Below are 22,915 nucleotides of genomic sequence, written 5' to 3' on the forward strand. Positions count from 1 at the left end.
AGAAAAAGGCGTATTGAATGACTATTAGTCCGTCCGGATGATCTACTGACGCTCGCTCACCCCATGCCGACCGCGTGTCGCTGCGAAATCCATGAGTTGACTGTGTTAATCGACCGGCCCTGCCGAAGACGGCCTGGCAGGAGATCGCAGAGTGGCGGAAAGTGCTGGTCGACCGCAGGCACGCGGCGGCCGGGCCTGGCACCGAGCCGCGGGGTTTTTGCCGGTTGGTTGGATGGGCTCGCGACCGGTGTCGTTCAGTCAATCGAGGGTGGCAGCGTGCCGTTGACGTCTGCTACGTGCGGATCTGACGGAGAGACTGCGCGTTCTTGAGTGTGTCGGCGTCGACCTGGTCTGGGATCGGCACGCGGCCTCGGCCAGGGCGCGGTGTGGGCTGACGGACATCGGGCATCACGCCGGAGACCCCATCGGTGGCGCCATGGCTCCCCGGGCACCGCGCTCCAGGTCCACAACACCCGGCGCCGGCGCGAGCGCTTCCTGGTGGCCGGCCTGACCGAAGCGGATCTTCAGGCCGTCCGGCGGGTCATGGCTCACTGCGGCTTCCTGGCCACGTCCTGTGCCATGTCCGCCACCCAGGGCCGTCGGCCTCAGTGACCCGGGCCGAGTTCTGGCGAAAGGGGCGCACCGAACCGGGGCCGAGCCGGCGGTCGGCCTCGGCCAGGCTCAGCCGGGACCTGATGCGGCTCTTGCGGAAACCCGCCCGTGTGGGGAGGCGCGCGCCTGTGCGCCCGGGCCCGCGGAGTAGCGCGGTGTGGGGGTGGGGGAACAGCTGCTCAGCTTGTTCCATAACCTTTGGCAGCGCCTCAGTGAGACCGGTAGGTTCTCCGCGGTGACCTCGATGGAGACGCAGGGCCTCGTGTCGATGACGGACGAGGCCCAGTTGCGCTGGATGGCGCTGGGAGACAGGACCGGGCTGCCGGCCGTGGTCATGCTCCATGGCGGTCCGGGTCTGCCGGACTACCTGGGCGATGTCGCCGCCATGGTCGCGGATCTTGCGCCCGTGTACCGGTACGACCAGCGCGGCACGGGCCGATCGCCGTGGTGGGGGTGCCATTCCCTTGCCCGGCATGTCGACGATCTCGCCGAGCTGCTCGACGCATGGGACGTGCCCAAGGCCGTGCTGATTGGGCATTCCTATGGAACCGACCTGGCGAGCCGGTTCTGCCTGACGCACCCTGGCCGAGTTGCCGCGATGCTGCTGATGTGCGGGCCGTTCGTCGGTGATTGGCGTTCCGGGGACCGAGCGGAGCGTGGTCGCCGCATGTCCACAGCACAGCAGGAGCGGCTCCACGCATTGGAGGAGGTGCCGGACCGCACGGAGGAAGAGGAAGTCGAGTTGCTCACGCTGACCTGGTTCACCGACCACGCTGACCCCGAACGCGGATGGCACTGGGCCGCGCAGGGCGCCCGGCGGCGTCGCCCTGTCAACTGGGCTATGAACGCTGAACTTGGCAGGGAAAGACGCGCGGACCCGCTCGATGAGCATCTCGCCGAGCTGCGCGCGTGCCTGCCCGCGCGAACGGAGCTACTCGGTGGGGCCGACGATCCCCGCCCTGTGTGGGCTCTTGAATCACTAGCGCTCCGGCTCGATCTTCCGCTGACGCGGATCGAGGGCGCCGGGCACGAACCCTGGTTGGAGCAGCCCGACGCCGTGCGTGCGCACCTTCGGCGATTCGTGCAAGGCACGGTGGGCGCATAGGGTTTCGGCCGGTTTACCGGCTGACCTCAGGCCCGGCTGTCGGCACCGTGGAGGGTCCGGTGTCGAAATCGGCCTCGAACCAGGCCGCTCACCTGGGTATTCTCCGGGTGCTGAGGCGGCCTTCGTCCGATCATGTGCTCCGACCAAGGTGCACACATGACCACGACGAAGGCCATGAGGATGAGTCTGCTGCCTGATCATGTTCTGGGGCAGGCGTCGTATGGGCCAGGCCGACGTCTTCGGCGAACATCCGAATGGCCTCGCTGACCGTGAACAGGTCGTCCTTCCCGGACGGATTCACACCCCCATACGAACGCATCGGCTCGATCTCCATGGCCGCGTCGCCGAGGCGCCACTGGACGCTGCTCATCGTCAAGACCCAGTCCCGCTCTAGCTTGACCAGCTCGTCGTAGCGGTCCCGGGTCACACTGCCGACCATCGCGGACATCTGCATCCACCCCACGGGCCCGGCGCGGCACCCTTCATACCGTCAACTCGTCGCTGATACCCAGTTACTTGGCACCATCCGGCGGCCCTGGAATGGGTCCAGGGCCAGGGCTCACGGGCTCGGCGCGTTAAACGGCCCTGCAGTATCGGGGCGCGCGGTCTTACACCCCGCCCGGCTGCGTGCGCCGCCGGTGACAGGCTCGGTTGCGACAACGGGGAGAGCGGTACCGTGTCGAGGCGGGATGTTCCACCCTGACCGTCCAACCCATGCCGCACTCCAGGCAGTTCGCCGTGCGGGCCGCCTTCACCGCCTCGGTCTGAGCCCGCGTCCGCCGCAGCCGGTACCAGTGCCGCGCACGACAGACCGAAGAGCACAACACCGCCGTCGACTCCACCGACGGCATCAGCGGACCACCGCACCTCCGACACAACCGCGGCCCGGCGTCCTGCTCCGCGGTCACGACCAGCCGCAGCCGGGGCACCCCGTCCCCCTCCCATGTGCGCCACCGTACGAAGCAAGAGCGGCCGCCGGAACACCTCTGGGACTCCTCAATTCACCGGCCGCCCGTCGGTGCTCCTCCCATAGCCGAGGCCATGGACTTCACTCCGGCTGGGCGGCCAGACCCTTGATCTGGCGGCCCGCGTCACGCACGGAAGGGGCTCGCGCAGGGGCAGCGGCTGTCCGTGCGAGGTTGCGCCGGGTACCCTGGCGACCCCTGCCCCGGCCGTCGTACGGCCGCACCGCCGCACCTACCCCGGCCAGGACGACCCGACGGGCTAAACCCGCAAGTGGGCCGGTACCTACCTCGTCACGCCCAATGGATGCGAGGACGCACCCATCCTGGGGAGGGACCGTGTCGTCAAGGCCCTCCGACGCTGACGACACGGTCTTGCGGGAGGTTCAAAGACGTCTTCTGAGCCGGATTCAACGGGCGGCCCCCGCACCCACGAGTGGCCGGGTGCGGGGCTGACGTCAGCGACGGGTGGTTAGCAGTTGGGGGTGTGGCAGGCCACCGACTGGCTGCCTCCGGGGCCCCAGGCGAGTTCGAGGTCGCTGTTGCCGATGCTCGCCCATGGGGGACTGTGAACGACGCCGATCTCCTCGATCGACTCCTGCGGCGGTGCTGACCAGTACGGAGCGTTGTCGATCCAGTCAAGGCCCCAGTGGGAGCTGTCGTGGATGACGGCGGTGCTGCCGCTGCACACCTTGTTGGTTTCGCTGTAGCCGAGGCTGGCGCCCCTGTAGCTGAGGCTGCCACTCCAGGTGGCGTCGTGGCATCCGGTCGACCCCGGCGCGGGGGTGTAGTTGACGACGGTGTTGCCGGACCCGTACCACATGAGGATGTAGAGCGTGTTGGGATAGAAGACCCCGGGGTTTTCAGTGGCGACGAGGTCGTCCCCGACGTACCAATCGCTGCCGTTGGTCTGGATCAGCTTGCGGGTGAAGCAACCCCACACCCCGTATACGTAGTAGAGGCGGGACGGCTGCAGGCAGCCGGACTGGTAGTAGCTGCCGCTGATGTCGTGGGGGACGACACCCTTGACGGTCCGGTACTTGCCCAGTTGTGCGTTGGCGGATGCCTGGGGGATGCCCGCGTTGAGTGCGTCGGTGTAGGTGGACCGGCCTGCGGCCCGGTAGGCGCGAATGAGGTCGGCCCCAGAGCCGGCCTTCTTGTCGGTCTTGGGGAACGTGACGGTCATGGCCCCGTAGCCACCGTGGGCGGTGTTCCCGTTGTGCAGGTGCACGGTGACACCGGGTGTCCCCGCGTAGGTGAACCCGGCGCCGTTCTTGGCGGTCCAGCGTGAGGTGACCGATCCGTCCCGGTTGCGGTGCTCGAACGCCAGGCGCAGCCCTTGCGCGGCGGCCTTCACCCCGACGACCTTGACGGCGTTGGACGAGGCGAGAAGCTGCTCGGATGCCCGGGCAGGCGAGACGGCGGAAGCCGACGCGGATGCCGGAGCGGCCAGGACGCCGAGGACGGCGAGGCCTGCCGTTATCGCAGCACCAGCGGCGACGGCGAAGCGCCGCCCGGACGCGTTCAATTTCAACTTCAACATGGCCCCCGTGGTGGTGTGTATGCATGTGTGGTGTGAGGCGCGCGGAGTGGGCGTTCTCTCCTCAGCGGCCGGTCCAGTGTTTCTGGGTGCCGGGAAGGCTCAGTCGTTCGGTCCGGAACGCGAGGATCTCGGCTCGGGCCGCCGCGGTGGGGTGCCTCCGGGGTGCCTCCCCGGTGTCGGGCAGACCGGAATCTATGACGGCTGCGGGCGGCGCGAAGGACCTGTTTGCACTGTGAAGCGGTCCCTCCGGTGTCGGTCTGCACAGCGAGCCTTGTTGTGCCCCTGCCAGCACCTGCCTACTCTGCGACCGAACCGACTTGTGAGTCTCTCGGGGGCGACATGCACGGTGATCTGCGTGCGAACACGGCGGCTGTCGGACGGATTCGACGGGCCGACGACGTGCTGGATATGCAGCGTGCCGCCCGCAAGGGCGGCACCAAGCCGGTGCTTCGCTGGCTGGCGGGCCGCACCAGCGCCACCGTCTTTCTGATGAACTCTGCGGGTACTCCGGCCCACCCTCCCCACGCTGCCCTCGGCGACGCCGAGCGTGGTCTCGCGCTGCGCGGTGCGCGAGAGTTAGCTGAGCGGCGGCTGGGGTCCGTTGCCATCGACCAGGACGGGCTCACCTGCATCGTCCTTCCCCTCGACGGATCGCGGGGTGCCGCCGCGCCCCTTCTCGCTGCCGTTGTGTCCCGGCCGGCACCACCTGAACTGCCGCTCCTGCTTGCGGATGCCACATCCGTGCTGAGTCTGAGCTGGCTGGCGGAACACACCCGGCGGAAGCAGCGTCGGCTGAGGATCGCCGAAGCCGGGACGCGCGAAGCAGTCCTGCATTTGCTGCTGAACGGCCATACGTCCGCGGCGCGCCAGATCGCGGGGGCGCTGCGCCCGGCTCTGCCATCGATGGTGCGGGTGTACGTCATCGAGGGTCCGCCGAGAGTTCGCGGCCAACTGGTCAGGGAACTGAACGATGTGGCCGACGGCGCGTGGATCGTGCCGTGCCCGGTGTACGCCGACCACCTTTTCATGCTTGCGCCCGGTGACGACGCCCCGGCACCGGTCTGGCCACCCGAGCTGGCGGCCGCCTGCGTGATCGGAGAGAGCAGCGCCGTGCCCCTGCGGGAGACCGCCACCGGCTACGCCCAGGCCTTCCACGCCCTCGCCGCCGCACGTGGCCGCCCCGAACGGCAGGCCTCGTTCGCGGCCAGCCCCGACCTGGCACTGACCATCGGGCCTGCTGCGGCGGCCTGGGCCGAGGCCTTCCTCTTACCGATCCGTACCCACCGAACCAGGCGGGCGCAGGACCCCGACAGCGCGGAACTGCTGGCCACCGCCGCGTCATGGCTCAGCTTCTCCTCCCGTGCGACGTCCCACCTGAATATTCACCGCAACACCCTGAGCGCGCGCCTGACATGCATACAAGAACTGCTCGGCTTGGACCTGCATCGGCTCGCCGGCCAAGCCGCACTGGCACTCGCTCTGCGCACCATCGCCGCGGGGTTCCCGCCCCCACCAGAGGGCGATGCCGCAGGGGCGGGGGAGCCGTTGCCCAACTTGGACGAGCTCCTGTTGCTGCCCCGCGTCGGGGTGTGGGCCCAACAACAGTTCCGTCCTGTCACTGAGCCCGACGTCCCGGCATGCATCGCGGAGACCCTCACCACCTGGCTGCGCCTCGACGCACGCATCGGCCCCACCGCGACGGCGCTGTCCATCTCGACATCCGCCGTGCGCAAGCGCCTGACACGTAGCGAAGCACTGCTCAGACGCTCGCTTCTACGGTCTCCCAGCGCCGTCCATGACCAGTGGCTCGCACTACGCGCCCTCAACCTGGCCGAGCCAAGCGAAGTGCCGCGCCACTTTGCCGGCCTCTCCGGGAGCGCATGATGACGCTACCTGCGGCCGTGCGGGCACGTCGTGCAGGCCCAGGGCGGCTCCCAGCGCTGACCTGACCATTTGGGTTCAGAAGCAGCTTCTCAGCGAAGTCACTCGTCGCAGCCCGGTCATGTCCCGTGTGGTGGTGTAACTGTCGCGCCCCGTCAGGAAGACGACTGACGAAAGGCGCCGCCCTGCGCGGCGATGGCACCATGGGGTTTCGCTGAAGAGCATGCGCCAATACGGTGGCTCGGTGATGTCGATCAAGAAGTTCCAAGTCACCTTCGACTGCGCGGAACCTGAGCGCCTCGCCCGCTTCTGGTGCGAGGTGTTGGGGTATGTCGTACCGCCGCCACCCGAGGGGTTTGCCACGTGGGACGATTTCAAGCGCTCGCAGCCACCTGAGCAGCAGGACGCATGGTTTGCCTGCGTTGACCCTTCAGGCGTGGGTCCGCGACTGTATTTCCAGCGCGTCCCCGAAGGGAAGGCCGTCAAGAACCGGCTGCATCTTGACGTGCGGGTCGGCACCGGACTCGTGGGTGAAGAGCGCCTCGCCGCGCTTGAGGCCGAGTGCGCACGGCTGGTCCCGCTCGGGGCGGTACACGTGCGGACGCTGTATGACGGCAATGATTCGTGCATCCCGATGCTGGACATCGAGGGCAACGAGTTCTGCATCGACTAGGGGGTGTCCGATGGGTCAGCGAGCCTGCCGTGCCTGGTCAGTTGACTGCACTGACTCGTTGACTGGCTCGGCTCAGCGAAGGCTCATCAGGGTCGGCAATCGCGTGTCCGACGGCGAAGGCGGCTACCGGCCCTTCATGGGCAACACCTCCGGCACGACCACGTAGGCCCGAGGAGCAGGTGTGCCCGCGCACCTTCGTGAACCATCGGGTCGGGTCGCCGCACAGATGGTCAGGGCGGGTTCGCGGGTGCCCGCCCGCTGGACGTGGGACACGGATACGGTCCAGGACGGGGATCGACTGCGGCGCATCTCACCACTGTCCGGGAGCGATCAGTATGGACAGCGGGCGGCATCCGCCGTCACTCACCAGGTGGATCTGATAGCCCAGCGCTGAGCCCGAGCACGTCAGTGCACGCGCCTGCCGTGTGACGTGGAAGCCTGCCGCCCCTGCGGGACTGTGATCGCTCAGGTCAGACCGGCACCACTCACCGTGCCGTCGGGCGGAGGCCCAAGGTGGACCCGGGGACGCGATCCCTTCACCAACACCGCGCCCCGCCTGGCGGCAATCATCTGGGGTACATGTTCCCAGCCCGCCGACAGGAGCCTGACTGGCGTGAACTCGCGGCCGGGCTCCTCGCCTGGCGCTGAAGCTCCGCGGCTGCTTGAGCCGGGCGACGAACCGCTCACCCGGGGACCGCACGGGCAGGGCCGTCCTTGCGCTGCCGCTGCAGGCCCCACACCACGCCTCTACCGTGGGCGTCGCTTTGTGGCGATGCTCCCAGGCAGCAGTCGCCCGCCGAGAAGCACGGCGCAGGCACCGACGGTCATCAGCCCTCCGGCGAGGAACGTGCCGCGCACCCCGGCGAGCGCCAGAACCAATCCCCCGAGCGCGGCGCCCGCCGCGATACCGGCGTTGTATGTGCCGGAGTTCGCCGCGAGTGCGATGTCCGTACGGCCCGGTGCGCAGTGCAGCATCTCGTTCTGGGTGGTCATGAACACCGGACCGAGCGCACCACCCATCAGCACCAGGAACAGCACCGCCGCCACGCGGTTGGCGCCGGTGGTGTACAGGCCGAGCATGCCCACCCCTTGGGTGGCTACGGCAGTGGTCAGCGCGGCGCGCGGGCAGCGGTCCAGCAGCGCCCCGGTGATGCTCACTCCGGCCAGACACGCGACACCGAATGCCACGAACAGGGCGTTGACGGCGCCCGGAGAGAATCCGCTCACGTCGCCCAGGAACTTCACGAGGTAGGTGTAGCCCGCAAACGCCCCCGTGGCCGACAGGGTCCCGGCCGCCAGTACGGTGGCGAACCGGCGGGCGTCAGGACAGATGCCGTACGCGGCGGGCTCTCCTTCCGGACGCGAGGCCGGCAGTAGAACGGCGATCGTCACGAAGGACATGAGCCCCAGAACTGCCAGCAGGGCGACGGGCACCCGCCAGTCGCTCTGCCGGCCCAGCCAGGTCCCGGCGGGAACACCGAGTACAAGGGCGAGGGAACCGGCGACGGACAGCGCCCCGACCACGCGTCCGCGGGCCTCGGGCGGGAACAGGCCCACCGCGACCGGCCCCATCACGGCCCAGAACAATGCCTGGGCGAGCGCGGTCAGCAGCCGTGTGGCGAGGAGGAGCCAGTAGGAGGTCGCCAGCGCCGCGAGCAGACTGGACACCACGAGCGCGGCGAGCAGGCCCATCAGCACATGACGCCGGGGTACGGCCCGCACCGAGTGGGCGAGCGGCACGGACGCGACGGCCACCGTCACGCCGTAACCGGTGACCAGGAGACCCACCGCTGGCAGGGACACCCGAAGGCTCACGGATATGAGCCCCAACAGGCCGATCGGCAGGTTCTCCGCCGTGTTGAAGGTGAGGGCGGCCAGCATCAGCGCCAGGAGCACCGCCAGCCTGCGCCATGGAACCGGTTGCCCGGCACTCGCGCGGCCTGTTCCCGGCCTCGCCCGTTGCTCCTGCTCCGCGGCACCGCCCATGCACATACCTCACCGGGCTCACCGGTCCCACGGCAACCGAAATTCGCCGCTCCTGTACTCCATCCCCGGCAGACACCGCGCCACTAGCGAGCGTCCCGTCTACCAGTTGACTACTCGTCGATCAATTGACTACTTGCGAAACCAACGTTCATCAAGTCGATTCCGCATGCAAGCGGGCAGCCCGGATCGAAATCCGGACCGCCCGCTGCAGGGTGGAGATCAGTTACGGCTGTTCCGTACGCGCCGGTTCTTCCCGCACTTGGCGGACACGCTATGCTCCAGCGGCTGGTCGGGGTCCGCGTCCAGTTGCCAGCGCGCATGCCCGACATAGACTCGCTCCCACCGACGCGCATACCCGCGCTCTGCCGCCCGTAGGTGTCGTCGACCGGGTCGACCCGCGTAGCAGGTGCTCGGTCTTCGCGATTCGCCCGTACTCGGGGAACGCCTGCCCCCAGGGCGTGGGGCGCCCCTCCCTGCCGAACTCCGCAGCGGGTCGTATGCGCGGTCCTGGTCGGTGACCATGGCTCCCACGCAGCCGCGGGCTCGCCGAGATCGCCGGTCGGCGGAGCTGAGCGTGGTGTGTGGGGTTCAAGTCGGGTTCATGAAGTCGGGTTCATGGGTGGTCGAATTCGAGGAAGACGGTTTCTTCGGGCCCTTGGAGATGGATGTCGAAGCGGCAGCTGTGCGGGCCGGTCGCCACGGCGATCATGGTTCGGCGGCGGTCGGGTGGAAGGGAGGACAAGAGGGGATCCGCGGTGCCGTCGTCCTGAACCGGCGGCACGTAGAGGCGGGTCCGGAGATGGTTGGGCAGTCCTCGGGCGAAGAGGCACAGCGAGAGGTACCCGACGCCGCCCGGCGGAAGGGTGCGGACCGCCCACCGCCCCCGGGCGTCGGTGGCGACCCGTCCGAAGCCGGTGAATCCACTATGACCAGCGGCGGGTCCTCGTCGCCGTGAACCGGGCGCTCCCGTGCGTGTGCCGTCGGGTGCGGGCTGCCATATCTCCAGCAGTCCGTCGGGAACCGGGGCGCCTTCGCCGTCATAGAGGTGCCCGTGGACGGTGACGGTGTCCGGGTGGCCGTCGGGCGCGATGTCGGCTCCGCCGGCGAAGGGCAGGGCGTGGCCGAAGTAGGGTCCGATGGTTTGCGGAGGTGTGGCCACGAGTGTGGGCGGTGGCATGCTCACCAGTTGGTCTCCCTCCGCGTCGCGGCGGGGCCGTCGAGGACGATGTCCCACCGGTAACCCAGCGTCCGGCCCGGCACGGACAGCTCGTGGTCGTACGTGGCGACCAGACGCGCACGGGCTCTGGCATCCGTGACGGCTTGGAAGAACGGGTCGTGCGCCAGCAGCGGATCACCGGGGAAGTACATCTGCGTCACCGCGCGTTGGGTGAAGGCGGTGCCGAACAGCGAGAAGTGGATGTGCGCAGGCCGCCAAGCGTTGAAGTCCTTACGCCAGGGATAGGCGCCGGGCTTGACCGTGGTGAACCGGTATTGTCCCTGGTCGTCCGTCAGGCAGCGGCCCACACCGGTGAAGTGTGGGTCCAGGGGGCCTGGGCCGTGGTCGGCTTGGTGGGCGTATCGGCCGGAGGCGTTGGCTTGCCAGATTTCCACCAGCTGCCGGCGTACCGGGATCCCCTGTCGGTCAGTGACGCGTCCGGCGACGGTGATGCACTCGCCGTGCGGCCGGCCCGGGTACTGCCGGGTGAGGTCTGCGTCGAGCGCGTCGACGTCTTGGTCCCCGAAGACCGGACCCCATAGCTCCGCCGCTTCCGGGTCCCGTACGCACACCAGCGCTCGGCGGGGCAGGCGCGCTGCCACGCCGGGCGAGGATGTTTCGATTACCGACTCGGTCATAGGCCCTCCGATACACCGTGGACGGGCCTTCACCAGATCGGAGGCCGGCAGGTCCCCGCAAGGATGCGTGGCGCGCCACCTGGCCAGGAACCGAGGTGGCCCCCCGAGCGTGCTGACCGGTGGCGCTGCTCGTGCGGGTGGAGCGGCCCAGGCAGGGGTCGGCGGCACCACTCAGAGCGCTGCCGGGCCCTTGGTTTCGGCGGCTGTGCCGGGGGAGTGCCCCGGCAGGAAGTTGTACGAATTTCGTCGTGTCCTGGATGTACCGAGCGGGTCCGGTCAGGCGCGTCGGCAAGGGGTCCGGCGAGTAGCTGCGGCCCTTCGAGGCCGAGGCGGCACGAAGCGGCTTCAGCGCGTGGGCGGAGCGTCGGGTGCGGCGAACTCCCGCGCAGTCCAGCTGCTCAACAGCTGCAGGCCCCTCGCTGTGTCCGTGCCCGGCGCCCCAGAACCCTCCCTGGTCTGGGGAAATGCATCAGGGAAAGTTCCACTGGCAGACGGCCGGGACAGCGACGACGCGGCGGACGGGGCAGGGCAACGGGGCCACTCGCTCCCACAGGTCATCAGGTACAAGATCATCTGGCCCCCACAAGACTGTGCTGCCATGCGGCCCAACCGCCAAGGCCGTCAACGGATCTCGTTCTGAGACGATCAGTTGACGAAAGCCCCTCACCACCTGCCGCTCCGCCGGACCAGAGTGAGTACGGGTACTCATGCGCATCACCACCAGCCGCGGCACCCTGCCCCCATGACCGACACCCTTCCAGCCCCGGAACGCCGGCGCCCCTGGTCGCGCCGAACACGCCTGGGCGTGGACCTCGCCCTCGCGATCCCGCTGTTCCTGTTGGAGACCGCGTGGCTCGTGCTGGACTGGATGTACGGCTACGGCCTGGAGGTATGGGCCGCGCAAGGTGAACAGGCACAGATCGACGCGGCCAGCCTCGCGCACATCGGGCGGGTACGGATGCTGCTGGTCACCGTACTCATCCTGGCAGTTCTCGCGGCAGTCTTCCGTGCCCGCTGGACGGTGACCGCACACCTGCTGGTGGCCCTCCTGGCAGGCGGATCGCTGATGGCCGCGCAGCACGAGTGGGACCACAGCCACACCCCTCCACCCGGATGCATCCGCTACAGCGCGAACTGCTGAGATCGCCAGGGGCGGATCGAGCCACATTGTCGCCTGTTGCCAACGTAGTGCGGGACCGCTGCGCCTGCGTGCCGAACATGCGTGACGACGTGCTCCGCACGGCTCCAAGACCTGCTGGGCGGTCGAGCCGACCTTCGCCCGGCTCCATCAGTTAGAACGACTAATAGCCCACTACGAGATACGCGCCGACCTCCATCTCGGGTCTGATCCAACTCGCCTGCAGCTCGTCTGCTTGAGAGGATTCAGATCCTCATTCTGAAATGGTCAGTAGGTCGTTGGATCTGGGCGCAGCCTCTGCGCTTGATCTGTCGGATGGGCGACCGGGGCTGTCCGCCCAGGCCGCTCACCCTGACCGCGTGCTACTCCGCGTCCATGGGGCGGATGTACTCCAGGGTCCACGTCTGCTCGAACTCCGGCTTCGGTGGCACGATTTCAGTTTGCGCCCCGCGGCGTGACGCACGCCAGGCGTGGCCGTTGCCTGAAAGGATCTTGTGGGAGACGTGGATCACATACGGCGACCCGGGCACGGGCTCGGCGGGAGCGATGGCCCACTCCTGCTCGTACGGGACGGGGTAGGGGCGGTCGAAGAGCTCAGTAACGAAAAGCCTCCGTGCTGCCTTCCGTGTCCTGATGGCTCGGCCCGGCCGCGTAGGCCAGCGGAGGTGCGATTGCTTGTGCATCTGCTCCCTCGCCGACCCACAGAGCGATGAACAGCGCGGCGGTCGCCTCCAGAAGTCCCGCACGTTCGAGACCGCCGCCAGCCACGGGTTCACAGCCCACGTCCTGCACCAACTCGCGTACACGCGCGACGGCCGTCTCGTCGTCCCCGCAGATGGGCACGGCCAGTGGCCGCCCGTTGAAGACGGGCGGCCGCATGCGCCACACGTCCTCGTGGCAGAGGTTGAAAGCCTTGACCACGTGGGCTCCCGGTGCCGCCGCGGCAAGTTGCTGCGCGGCTGAGGGACCCCCCTCTGTCAGCAGCCGGAAGCCCGGCCCGACCGGGTTCGAGCAGTCGAGCAGCACCTTGCCCACCAAGGCCGCGTGCAGGTCCCGTGCCACGTCTACTCCTGCCCCGAAGGGCAGCGCGGCCAGCACCACCTCCTGACCGGACTCGGCCGCCGCGCGCAGACTGGCAGGCTTCGCGCTGCCTCCGATGCGCGTCGCGAGCTGCTCCGCCTTGGGTGCGTCCCGTCCTCCGATGATCACCTCGTGCCCGGCCCGCACCCAGTGGGTGGCGAGCGCGTCGGCCATGTTGCCCGTTCCCAGTATGCCGATTCTCATCACGCGTTCCCTCTCCGTGCCTGCTTCGACCGTTCACATCGACGCTAGAAGGTGGTTCGGGCACCATTTGGTAAGTGACGACCGACGCCTTCCTCGCTGACTGCCGCGCCCGCCTCGCCTTTGACCTGCTCTCCAACACCTGGAACGCCGTGGTGCTCTGGGCGCTGCGCGACGGCCCCAGGCGCCCGGTCGAACTACGGGAGCGGATCGGGGGCATCAGCTCGAAGGTCCTCACCGAGACTCTGCGGCGGCTGCAGTTCAACGGACTGATCGACCGGCAGGCACACCCCGACGCACCATCGCGGATCGAATACCAACTCACCGCTCTGGGCCGGACCTTGCTGGCGCCCATCGACGCCGTTGGTGCATGGGCCTTCGAGCACGGCGATGAGGTTATGGCTGCCCAGGAAGCAGCGAGCACTTCCGCCCCGCAGGCTCCTCCTACTCGTGAGATAAACGGGTCAACAGCGTGAGCGCAGGTGTCGCCAGCAGATGAGTGCACATCCCAGGGTGAGGAAGGCTTGGTGGATGCCGTCGCGAATCTCCCAGCGGATCCGCGGGCGACGGACTGTCGGCATTGGCCAAGCCGCGACGTCGTGACCCAAGACAGTGCGCTCGGGCACCGGCGGAACCTGATCACCTCTCGGCTGCGGCCCCGTCCTTTTGGGGCCGGGTCCACAGCCGAGGACAAGAGCCTCGGGGAAGCTGCGGGACGGCGCCCTCGACGCCCGGCTCACACCTTCGGCGCCCTTGAGGCCACCGGCCCGCGCTCCTGGACGTGTACGACGCGTTCGACGACGACAGCGCCTACCGGGCGGAGCTGTCGGCGAGCGTCGCCCCGCGCCCGTTACTCGTCGGTGAGGCCGGGCAGCAGTGGCCGCAGGTGGTGCAGGGCGCTGCCACGATGCCCGGGACGGCGCCGTGTAAGGCGTTCGTGATGCCGGCGGAGCGAGCCTCGTGGTGGAGCTCGCCGCCGCTGGAAAGGCGGACCGGTAGGAGAGCCGAGGCCCGCTTGGCGATGGTCGCGTACGCGGCGGAGCGCACTGCTGTGAGCCAGTCCTCGGTGAGCAGCAGTTGGTGGACGGCTTGCGGTTGGGCTGGGAGCGCTCGCCAGGGACCAGGGCCGGCTGGTTGTCGCCGGTCATGGAGTGGGCGACGGCCCGCCTTGCCCCGGCATCCGGATGGCTGAGCCACCTGGGAAGGCACCGACGCGCGTCATCGGTGGCCGTCAGGTCCAATGCGTTCGTAGGCCTCCAGGTTGAGGCGGGTGATCTCAGAGAGCGGTTCGGGGAGCCCGTCCAGGTCGAACCACCCGATGGCGTCGCATTTGTCGGGCTCGCGGATGGTGGGAGAACCGGACAGGTGGTGGGCGAGATGCGTGCCCGATACCCAGTGCTGGCTCTCCTTGGGAAGGATGCGGGGGCATCGGTGTCGGGTGGCTGTGGTGGGGGTGTCGTGCTCCGTGCTGTTGGTGGGGTGGTGCCGAGCAGTGGTTCGGCATATGGTCCCCGGTCGTGCTGTCCGACTGAGGCGAAGTGTACTGGTCACGTTCCGTGATCGACTCAGTCTGCGTCCGCGGCGTTAACAGTCGGTGACAGCGTCGTAGTCTGCGGCTTCCTGGCTATGTCTCGTCACCACCAGGCCGGCGGAGCCGAGTTGCTGGTCGTTCTCCATGCCGTTGGTTACGACGTCCCGTCTCTCAGATATCTCCTCCGAGGGCCTACGTTGAAGGGAACGCCCTGGCGCCGCGGCACCAGGGCGTTCCGCGCACGTTCACGGCTTCGGGAGGGCACAGTTCGGCAGGGTGAGGTCTATCTGGTTGCCAGAGGACACGCAGGGGGCGATCAGGTACGTCTCCTCGGCGTAGCCGATGCCCTGGTGGATGGTGACGTTGCCGTTCTGGTCCACCTCACAGGGGTTGTCCAGGGTGCACTGCTCGCCGTTCTCGTTGGTGGTGTTGTTGACTGCCACCACCTGGCCGGTCGAGGTGTCTATGACCGGTGAGCCCGAAGTACCGCCGATCACATGGCAGTCCGGGGTGTAACGGACGGAGTCCTTCCAGGTCCAGTCGGCCTCCCTCACCTCGTAGGCGAAGCCGTCTATCGCGCAGGAGTAGGTGGACTGCCAGTACCCGGAGACCACCTCGATGTTGTCCCCTTGCACCGGGTGCGTGGTGGCCAGCGGCAGCGCGTCGATCTGGTACTGCTGGCGGATCTGGGCGTAGGTGCTGCTCAGTTGGTACAGCGTGACGTCGGTGTCGGTCATCGTCGCGTACAGCACCTTGGTGGCCTGTAGCGTGCCGGCCTGGTTGCCGCCTGCGTCCAGCAGCGTGAACGTCCGGCTGGACGGCTGGTCGGTGATGACCTGTCCTGCGGTGGGCATTCCGCTCTCCAGGCAGTGACCGTTGGTCATGACCATCGCCGGGTCGTCATCGGTCGCGGCGGGGGTCCGTATGACGGACCCGGAGCAGTCGTCCAACGCCACGGTCCCGGCGAAGCTGACCTGTGCGTCCGCGGGCTTTGCCGCGGCCACGGCCGGTGCGGCGGTCACGCCGAACAGCGTGACGACGGCGAGACATCCTGCCGACAAAGCGGCGATGAGAGAAGGTCTGTTCATGTGGGGGGATCCTCTCCGTACCGGAGTGTTTCCGGTTTTTGGCATGCACATTGTCGGATGGCGGGCCCGGGAAGAGAACCCCTATGAACATGACCGCCCGTCAGACCCATCGTGCGTATTGGTCCGGGCCAATCGCTGGGCGCTCACGCCACCCCTGACCCCCTACGTCTTTCAAAGGAGTTGCGCCGTGCGCGGAAAGCGCGGTGGGGTGATTGCCGGACTTGGTGTGCTTGGAGCCTCCGTGCTGGCTACCGGTAGTGCGAGCAGGCATGGGTACAGCAGTCAGCCGCCCAGTCGGCAGGCACTGTGTGGCCGAAGGGGCCGTGAGTGACTGCGGGGACGTCCAGTACGAACCGCAGAGCGTGGAAGGGCCGAAGGCGTTCCGGGAGGCGGGGCCGTCGGACGGCGCCATATGCAGTGGCGGGAGCAGCCGGTTCGCGCAGCTCGATGTCCCACGGGGCGGGCAGTGGCCCGCCACCAAGCTCATCGGCGGACAGACCTACGACTTCACTTGGACCGTCACCGCCCGGCACGCCACCACAGACTTCGCCTACTTCGTCAACAACGACGGCTACGACCGTCATAAGGACTTTAAGGCTCTCACAGGGCGCCGCCGATGACGCTGTGTGGCAGTCGGCTGCTGTGCATCAGATGAGACGCGCGCCACGCCTCCTGGCGTGGCCGCGTCATGGTCAGTCATGAGCCGGTCCTGCGGCACGTCTCCGACCCTTACCACTGCTGGCCCCCAGGTACGGGCGGTTGCCGCAGTAGCGTGCTTGGCGGACGGCGTCGGGGTACGCTCCGCGTTAGCCCAGTGGGTAGGTCTGCGACGGGCCGGAGCCGGCCGGGCGTCGGTCGAGGTAAACGACCTTCAGCCGGGAGAAGTACGGCGCCTTTCCGGCCCGGTGCACCGGCCGGTACACCTCCACACCCACCCAGAACGTGTGGAAGTGGCCCTGGGCGCAGTCCGGTACGCAGTCGTTGGCGATCTGCCTGCCCACGCCGTGTGCGACATGAGCGGTCCAGTCAGCCCAACGCAGCCCGCGCAGACCGTTGTTGCCGTCTCCGCACGCCAGCATGTACTCGTGTGGCGTGACCCGGTCGTGGCGCAGGCAGTCGACCAGGACCGGAGTCCTGCGCGCAGCGGGACCGACGGCGGCGCGTGAGGGGGCGGCGCCGGAGGCGGCAGCGGGCACGGCCGCGGTGGCGAGGAGAGCGGCAGCAGATACGAGGACGCTGAGCAGACGACGGCTGGAGGACATGAGCGGTGTCCCTTCGAGTTTCGAGCGGGGCAGTTTCGAGCGGGGCAGAAGAGGCTGTGTCCGCCTAGACCGTCCACGCGCCCGGCCAGTTGCACGATTCCAGGCCAATTCACCCGCATAGGGGGAGAGGCGTAGCGGGATCCCCGGAACCGAGTGTCGGGTAGCAGACCAGCTGCTCCCACCCGACTCCCGTGCCTCAGCGCTGCCCGGCGGGCGTCCCCGGAGCCGGATGCGTCCTCGGGCGACCAGCCAGCCCCGATGGAGGTGGCCCGCGTCCAGCGTCGCCGCGAATCCGAGGCTACCCGGACTCTGGCGCTGCGGCGGGCCCGGGCAGAGCGTGCCGCTCGACAGGCCGACACGTCGGCTGTTGCTGCCGAGCCTGTCCCGCTGCGCACGACGGCTTGAGCACGTCGATCGTCTGTGAGACCAACGCCGGGAGCGGCACGATGCGTTGGGACGAAAGGTGGGGTTACATGCGTGGTGACAGGCAGCAGATTCAGACGTCGGTCCTGGGCGGCGCGGACTCGAAGGAGCCGCTGATGCTGCCGCTGGAAGCGATCGAGCTGGATCCCTTCAGCCGCCACCAGCGCGACACGTTCTGGTGCGGGCTGGCTCTGCTGACGGCTTACGCGAAGCAGCAGCAGGGCGCGGCAGCTGCGCGTCGGGCCACGCAAGAATGCGAACGCGCCGCGAAGGGAGCCGGGCGTGCACGAAAGCTCCTGGAGACCCTGGAGCGTCGCGGCGCCCACAGACGCCGAGGGCCGTTGCGTGAGCTGGTCAAGGAACTCGTGAACGAGGCCTAGCAGGCCGGTACGCGGATGCTCTTCACCGAGCCAGTGAGGACGGCGTAGACGGGCGGGTAGCGGTGCCGCCTTCCCCGGAACGGCCGTGTAGTTCCTGGGAAGGCGGTCGATGAGCGTGCGGTGCTCTTGCGTCGGCTAGCGGACGACGTGGACGGCCACTGGCGTGGAGGTGCGGTCCGTCTTCGGGTGATGGTGGTGCTTATCGGTCGAGTACAGCACTGAACGGAACTGCAGCTCGCCTGTGTGCGTGACCTTGACGTTTGCGCGCGCAGCGCCGTTGAAGCTCCGCGTGACGGCGTGCCAGTGGCCCCAGTGGCCGGGTTTGCCGGACCGCTCCTGTATGACGAGCATGGTGTACTGCTCGGCGTCGTCGCCACCCTGACCCCGTACCTTCACCACGTGGCCGGCATGCGCGGTGTGGGGGGTGGCCTGAATCGAGATGTCGCTTTTCGCGAACGCCGGGGATACCGCCAGCGCCGCTGAGGTCACACCCAGTGCGGCGACTACCGCGAGCCTCTTCATACCAAGCTTCATGCTCGGGTCTCCTTGGATTTCTTCGTCCTGATTTCGCCAACTAGGGCTCAATGCCACCTAATTGACGTACTTTCACCGAAGAAGAGCAGTTGGCTCGCTGAGAAGTTGGCTCCCGATTGTCACTACCTCGTAACTGGTGTCGGATGAGCACCGCGCTGCCTCACCCTGCACATACCGAGATGGCCTGTTTGACAGCCAACCCAGTCGTCCCAGGTCAGAGGCACTGCCTCCGACCAACTTCCCTACGCTGTTCTGCGGGAGGCGGTGAACCCTTGGTATGGTTCACCCATCCAGGGGCGCTGGGCGTGGCCACCTTCGCGAGGGGCGCGCTACCTTCCAGCTTGTCGCCCTCGTTGGAGGTCACCCCGATCAGGGTCTTCTCCCCGTCGAGCTGCTCAACGACAAGGCAGCAGTGTGTCAGGTCGTGTACCGCCATGCGCCTCCAAGAGCCTGGTCTCGGCGCCCGCTGTGAACCGGCCGACCGTGCCATCGGGCATAGGTAACACACGGTCCGGCATGTCGGGCGCGCCCTGTCATCCGGATCACCCGCACCGGTCATCAGCGTCGGCTCATTGGGGCACGAGAGCGAGCGTCCGCGCCCTTCGAGGCTGCTATATCGAGTCAAGCTGCCGCATGAAGATCCTCGAGATTCGTCCCGCTGCCTTGGCTAGGGCGTTCAAGGATCTTGAAAAGCTAGCGGCAGATGGCTCGCTTGAGGCACCGCTGGCGCCCGGGGCAGCCGACGAAGCCGGCAAGCAGAGCGGCTGTCCCGGGGCGGAACTACAGCTCGACGGCGCCGTCGTTGGCGCGGGCTCAGCATTGGGTGTTGTTCCAGCGGCGGGCCGTCGCGGCGGGCCGTTGCGGCGGGCCAGCCAGGCTCCCAGCCGGGCCGGAAGCCACGAGCTCCCCGGCCGTCCGGCTGCTTGTCTGGGATCTCGAGCCCAGCCTCCTGCGCGGCGCGCGTCGCGTCGGCCGCCTCCAGGCCGCCGTCGAGCATGGCCGGATTCACCGTCGCCTCTTGCCCAGGATGTTCGACCGCGACCGCATTGAGTTCGTGGGCGGGGAACCGCTGTTCCTGCGCTGCTCGCTGTGGCGACCGGCTGGCGAAAATGCCGCACAGCCGCTCACCCGCGGCATGAGGATCACCGTCACCGGCAAGCTGAGGCAGCGCACCTTCGACGACAAGGAAGGCCGGCGCCGCGCCACCATGGAGATCGACGCCGAGGACGTCGCCGTCTCCCTCGCCTACGCGTGCGCCGCTGTCACCAAGACCTACCGTGCAGGCACGCTGGCCCAGGGCGGGAGCGCGCCGGATCGGGCGCAGTCGCCCCCGGCCCCGGCCCCCGCCGAGCCCCACCCGTTCTGACCATCCTTCCCCCGCCGCCCGAAACCGGCGGCCCCGCGCCGGTAGTGTGGTCGTATGTCCCGCAAGCGCCGCCGAACGCCGCAACGACACGCCCCCGCCGAGCGGACATACGCCACACAGGCAGAAGAGCTGGAGGCGCTGGCTCGGGAGTATCCGGAAGACCGCGAGGAGATCCTCGTCGAGGCTGCGGGCAGCTGGAATGATGCCGAGGAGTACGACCGTGCGCTCGCGCTCTACCAGCAACTGCTGGACACCGGCTGCGAGGAACCGCACCTGATCGAGGCATACCGGATCAGCACCCTGTGGGACGCCGGACGCGCTGACGAGGCCCGCCAGGCGGCCGGCCTTCTACGCCGCCAGCACCCCGCCGACCCAGGGGCCTGGAACTTCGTCGCCGAAGCCCTTGAGACAGCCGGTGAACTCCACGACGCCGCGGACTGGTTCACCGCCGGCCTCACTCGTCTCTTCGGCGCCATTACCCCCCTCACCCGCAGCGCTGTCGACAACAGCACCGACCCCAGCGGCATCGAGATGCTCGTCATCGGCCGCCACCGGGTCAGGCGCCGCCTCGGCGAACCACACGACGACCTCGACAACCTCGCCGACAAGCTGCACGAACACCGGCCGACACTGCTTCGCGGTCCCGGCACACTGGACGACCTGCACGACCCGGACCGCCTGCGGGCCGCCGAGAGCGGCGATGCGGAAGCCCTGCAAGCCGAGTTCGAGAAACTCGCCGTGGAGGTTGCTGCACGGCGAGCGGCCCTGGCTCGCCCCCGCATGACCTGCGCTCTGTTCTGGTCCGAGATCGAGTTCAGCCAACTCCTCACCCGCTGGCCCGCATTCGCCGAGGACTACGGCACCGACCACCACGATCACATCCGCCGTGTCGAAGAGACCCTGCGCAACCTGTCCCAGGAAGGCGAGCCGCATCTGGGCATCGCCCAGGGCAGCGTGGCCGACTTCGAGGCGTTCACCGATGAAGAGGGCCTCTCCCCGCGGGACGGCGACACCCGGGCCGAATACGCCGCCGACCTGGCCTCCCGGGGCCGGGCCCAGGCATGGCCCCCACCCCGTAACAGCCCCTGCTGGTGCGGCTCATCCCGCAAATACAAGAAATGCTGCGGCAACCCCGCCCTGACCTGATATCCACGCCCTGCCAAGGTCGACTTTACGTCTCTCACCAAACTCGCGACAGAGCCCTTCCTTTCCCCGCCCGCGGCCATGTACGGGGGAGTCAAGTGGCCGCGAATGGGCACAGGTAGTCATCGGCCTGGGAGGACGCCGCGTGGTAACTGTCCGAAGACTGGCGGATCCCGCTGAAGCCCCCTCTCGGGGGCGGGGCGTAAGACCGGTGCAGCATGGTGATCCTTTGGACTTCGAACTGTACCGGGGTGAGTTCGTGGCGTTCTGCTACCGGATGCTGCCTCAGGGGCCTTGAACTTCGCGGAGCACTGGAAGAAGCAGACGACCTTGCCGTCCTTGGCGTACACGGGCATCCCATACCAGCCGTCGGTGACCTGCTGCTATCCGCGGCGCAATTCCTGGCTGTGTACGGTGTCGCGGAAGGTCTCGGCCCGGTAGTAAAGGGCCATCTCCTCGAGTTCGGCGGACAGGAGGCGAGTGTCGAGCACGGTGGTCAGCCGGGCGACCGTGCGGGCGCGGTGTTCGTACTGGCGGCGGGTGAGGGTCCAGAGGAGTTCGACCAGGGTGTCGGCGGCCGTGTCCAGACGGTCGCTGGTGCCGGGTGGGGGCGATCGGCTCCCAGACGGAGTCCCTGACGTAAACCCAGGCCGCGCCGGTGAGCCAGCCGAGGCCCAAACGGTGGGCGCCGGCCAAACGCAGACCTTGGCGCAGGCAGCCGACCATGAGGAGCCGGTCGCGATCACAGCCGTCGTGCCACTGCTGACCGAGAGCGGCGAAGGCCTGTTCGGCGGTGCGCTGCCAGTCAGCGCGGCTCCAGCGGTCGTCGGCCTGGTCGTCGGCGTCGCGGATGGTGGAGCGGCCAGACCGAAGGCGTTTTCACGTACGAAGGCGCGCACGATCAGCCGTATGGCTGGCGCCTCGTGGGCGAGGGCCTGCGGCCCGGGTGGCCAGGGGGAAGGCGAAGGCGTCCAGGAGGCTGACCCAACGCAGGACGTGGCGCTCATCCGGTGCCAGATCGGCGAGGGTCCGGGAGATCTGAGCGGGGAAGTCGTGGTCAAAGTCCCCGGGTGTGGGGATGCGTCCGGTGCGGCGGATCTCGAGAAAACGCATCGCTGACAGGTCGAGGTAGAGCGGCAGGCCGTGGCTACGGTGGGTTACCACGGCGCACAGGTCGTAGGTGATGAGGGGCTGTTAGTCGCGGGAGAGCCGGCGGGCGAGGTAGTCGTCGCAGTCCTCCGGGGCAAGGCACCGACCATGACCTGCCGGCCGCCGCCGATGGTGGGCAGCGGGGTGCGGGTGTAGGAGTGTCGGCGGCTGTCAGGCCGGGCTAGGCCTCGGGTCCGGTGAAATCGTGCTGGCCCTGGAGGCCTTCGTCGGCCCAGTGCAGCTGGCCGTGCCCTCCCGCCCCTTGAGTCGGGCGCGGGGCATCCCGCGCGCCCTGTTGCGCTACGACCGGGGCGTCATCGCAGCCTGCGCCCTGACTGCCCGGCTGCGCACCGCGCGTCGCACCGGCTACCCCCTGTACGGCACGGCCGAGCACCAGTAGGCCGCACTGCCCGGGCAACTGCTCCTGTTTACCCAAAGCGACAGCCCACTGCGGCCGGGCCTGGCCTCGACCTCGTGGCCCTGCGCACCCACTGGAGGTGCTGAAGCTGACTCCCGCGCAGTTGGTGTACCTCGACCGCGCCAGGCAGCGATTCGCCACGCTGCGCGTGCACGCCAGCTGGCGAGTGCAACAGGCTGCTGGCGGTGCACCGAGTGTGTGGCAGGCCGGTGATGCGCACCGCCAGGACGAGCAGCATGCCGCGCCGACATCCTGGCGAGCCGCACCGGGGTCACGGTGCCCCACACTGAATGCATCCGGTGCGCAACGTCGGTGTCGTATGTCGTCACCGCGATGCACGTCACCACGCCGCAGAGACGGGTCCGCCCGAGGGAGGGGAAACGAAGTCGCCGGGTCGGCTGCCCGCCGGGACGCGACTGTCCAGTCGGCCCCGGTACGGTCTGGCACCGTTCACGGCGGTGCACCGATGGCCTGCCGACCCGTGGCGGTCCGCCCGCCCGCTCCGGCGCCGCCGGTGAGCGCGCCACGGGCGGACGCGGACCTCTCACCCGTTCGGGGGTGGGGGAAACGCCGGGGGGAGGTGGGT

General features: G+C 68.5%; 20 protein-coding genes and 2 pseudogenes. 11 read left to right on the forward strand and 11 right to left on the reverse strand.

Annotation, left to right across the window (positions count from 1 at the left end):
- Positions 1-408 precede the first annotated feature (408 nt).
- The gene (locus AV521_RS49955) at positions 409-552 is read right to left on the reverse strand and encodes a hypothetical protein (protein WP_179023880.1); all 144 of its coding nucleotides are present in this window, start codon (positions 550-552) and stop codon (positions 409-411) included.
- A gap of 304 nt (positions 553-856) precedes the next feature.
- On the opposite strand from AV521_RS49955, the gene AV521_RS45225 reads away from it, so the two are divergent.
- Positions 857-1,717, forward strand: a complete 861-nt coding sequence (locus AV521_RS45225; RefSeq protein WP_256726004.1) for an alpha/beta fold hydrolase — start codon at positions 857-859, stop codon at positions 1,715-1,717.
- Between the two features lie 130 nt (positions 1,718-1,847).
- On the opposite strand, the gene AV521_RS45230 is transcribed toward AV521_RS45225, so the two are convergent.
- Together AV521_RS45230 and AV521_RS45240 are read right to left on the reverse strand one after the other, a co-directional pair.
- On the reverse strand, positions 1,848-2,165 hold the full coding sequence (locus AV521_RS45230) for a hypothetical protein (protein ID WP_256726002.1): 318 nt from the start codon (positions 2,163-2,165) through the stop codon (positions 1,848-1,850).
- 986 nt (positions 2,166-3,151) lie between these two features.
- Positions 3,152-4,222, reverse strand: a complete 1,071-nt coding sequence (locus AV521_RS45240; protein ID WP_143658767.1) for a hypothetical protein — start codon at positions 4,220-4,222, stop codon at positions 3,152-3,154.
- Positions 4,223-4,561: 339 nt separating this feature from the next.
- Here AV521_RS45240 and AV521_RS45245 point away from each other — a divergent pair, with 339 nt between their 5' ends.
- Both AV521_RS45245 and AV521_RS45250 read left to right on the forward strand, forming a co-directional pair.
- The gene (locus AV521_RS45245) at positions 4,562-6,106 is read left to right on the forward strand and encodes a helix-turn-helix domain-containing protein (RefSeq protein ID WP_305965230.1); all 1,545 of its coding nucleotides are present in this window, start codon (positions 4,562-4,564) and stop codon (positions 6,104-6,106) included.
- Between the two features lie 241 nt (positions 6,107-6,347).
- Complete coding sequence (locus tag AV521_RS45250) at positions 6,348-6,776, forward strand: VOC family protein (RefSeq protein WP_076097817.1); 429 nt, start codon at positions 6,348-6,350, stop codon at positions 6,774-6,776.
- Positions 6,777-6,990: 214 nt separating this feature from the next.
- Here the strand turns inward: AV521_RS45250 and AV521_RS45255 are convergent.
- From AV521_RS45255 to pcaH, 4 genes and pseudogenes are all read right to left on the reverse strand, one after another.
- Positions 6,991-7,158 (reverse strand): annotated as a pseudogene (locus AV521_RS45255) (IS5/IS1182 family transposase); the annotation flags it as partial.
- A 365-nt stretch (positions 7,159-7,523) separates the two neighbouring features.
- Positions 7,524-8,657, reverse strand: coding sequence for an MFS transporter (locus AV521_RS45260; RefSeq protein ID WP_179023883.1), 1,134 nt, complete (start codon positions 8,655-8,657; stop codon positions 7,524-7,526).
- A 718-nt stretch (positions 8,658-9,375) separates the two neighbouring features.
- Positions 9,376-9,939, reverse strand: coding sequence for a protocatechuate 3,4-dioxygenase subunit alpha (gene pcaG, locus AV521_RS45265; RefSeq protein WP_076097800.1), 564 nt, complete (start codon positions 9,937-9,939; stop codon positions 9,376-9,378).
- Positions 9,940-9,941: 2 nt separating this feature from the next.
- Positions 9,942-10,616, reverse strand: a complete 675-nt coding sequence (pcaH, locus tag AV521_RS45270) for a protocatechuate 3,4-dioxygenase subunit beta (RefSeq protein ID WP_079249746.1) — start codon at positions 10,614-10,616, stop codon at positions 9,942-9,944.
- A 742-nt stretch (positions 10,617-11,358) separates the two neighbouring features.
- Between pcaH and AV521_RS45275 the strand changes: the two genes are divergently transcribed.
- Entirely contained in the window at positions 11,359-11,757 is a 399-nt protein-coding gene (locus tag AV521_RS45275; protein WP_256726003.1) for a DUF6234 family protein, read from the forward strand.
- Positions 11,758-12,348: 591 nt separating this feature from the next.
- On the opposite strand, the gene AV521_RS45280 is transcribed toward AV521_RS45275, so the two are convergent.
- A complete protein-coding gene (locus AV521_RS45280) occupies positions 12,349-13,038 on the reverse strand; it encodes an NADPH-dependent F420 reductase (RefSeq protein WP_076097803.1) in 690 nt (229 codons plus the stop codon).
- Between the two features lie 74 nt (positions 13,039-13,112).
- Here AV521_RS45280 and AV521_RS45285 point away from each other — a divergent pair, with 74 nt between their 5' ends.
- Positions 13,113-13,511, forward strand: a complete 399-nt coding sequence (locus AV521_RS45285) for a helix-turn-helix domain-containing protein (protein WP_076097804.1) — start codon at positions 13,113-13,115, stop codon at positions 13,509-13,511.
- Positions 13,512-14,811: 1,300 nt separating this feature from the next.
- On the opposite strand, the gene AV521_RS45295 is transcribed toward AV521_RS45285, so the two are convergent.
- Positions 14,812-15,654, reverse strand: coding sequence for a serine protease (locus AV521_RS45295; RefSeq protein WP_076097806.1), 843 nt, complete (start codon positions 15,652-15,654; stop codon positions 14,812-14,814).
- A gap of 187 nt (positions 15,655-15,841) precedes the next feature.
- Here AV521_RS45295 and AV521_RS45300 point away from each other — a divergent pair.
- A pseudogene (locus AV521_RS45300) lies at positions 15,842-16,241 on the forward strand (lytic polysaccharide monooxygenase); the annotation flags it as partial.
- A 219-nt stretch (positions 16,242-16,460) separates the two neighbouring features.
- On the opposite strand, the gene AV521_RS45305 reads toward AV521_RS45300, so the two are convergent.
- Positions 16,461-16,916 (reverse strand): hypothetical protein, encoded by a 456-nt coding sequence (locus tag AV521_RS45305; RefSeq protein WP_076097807.1) that lies wholly within the window; start codon positions 16,914-16,916, stop codon positions 16,461-16,463.
- 473 nt (positions 16,917-17,389) lie between these two features.
- On the opposite strand from AV521_RS45305, the gene AV521_RS45310 reads away from it, so the two are divergent.
- On the forward strand, positions 17,390-17,719 hold the full coding sequence (locus AV521_RS45310) for a hypothetical protein (RefSeq protein WP_076097808.1): 330 nt from the start codon (positions 17,390-17,392) through the stop codon (positions 17,717-17,719).
- A 135-nt stretch (positions 17,720-17,854) separates the two neighbouring features.
- Here AV521_RS45310 and AV521_RS45315 read toward each other — a convergent pair whose 3' ends face one another.
- Positions 17,855-18,253: a hypothetical protein gene (locus AV521_RS45315; RefSeq protein ID WP_076097809.1), complete on the reverse strand. Its 399-nt coding sequence runs from the start codon at positions 18,251-18,253 to the stop codon at positions 17,855-17,857.
- 1,027 nt (positions 18,254-19,280) lie between these two features.
- Here AV521_RS45315 and AV521_RS45325 point away from each other — a divergent pair.
- The 4 genes from AV521_RS45325 (at position 19,281) to AV521_RS45345 (ending at position 22,311) form a co-directional block, all read left to right on the forward strand.
- Positions 19,281-19,619 (forward strand): single-stranded DNA-binding protein, encoded by a 339-nt coding sequence (locus tag AV521_RS45325; RefSeq protein ID WP_079249748.1) that lies wholly within the window; start codon positions 19,281-19,283, stop codon positions 19,617-19,619.
- A 54-nt stretch (positions 19,620-19,673) separates the two neighbouring features.
- Entirely contained in the window at positions 19,674-20,765 is a 1,092-nt protein-coding gene (locus AV521_RS45330) for an SEC-C metal-binding domain-containing protein (protein ID WP_076097811.1), read from the forward strand.
- Between the two features lie 702 nt (positions 20,766-21,467).
- Positions 21,468-21,881 carry a hypothetical protein gene (locus AV521_RS45340; protein ID WP_143658769.1) on the forward strand — a complete coding sequence of 138 codons (414 nt, stop codon included), beginning with the start codon at positions 21,468-21,470 and terminating at the stop codon, positions 21,879-21,881.
- A gap of 235 nt (positions 21,882-22,116) precedes the next feature.
- Positions 22,117-22,311, forward strand: a complete 195-nt coding sequence (locus AV521_RS45345) for a hypothetical protein (RefSeq protein WP_076097814.1) — start codon at positions 22,117-22,119, stop codon at positions 22,309-22,311.
- Positions 22,312-22,915 lie beyond the last annotated feature (604 nt).

The organism is Streptomyces sp. IMTB 2501 (assembly GCF_001953885.1).
Lineage (GTDB): Bacteria > Actinomycetota > Actinomycetes > Streptomycetales > Streptomycetaceae > Streptomyces.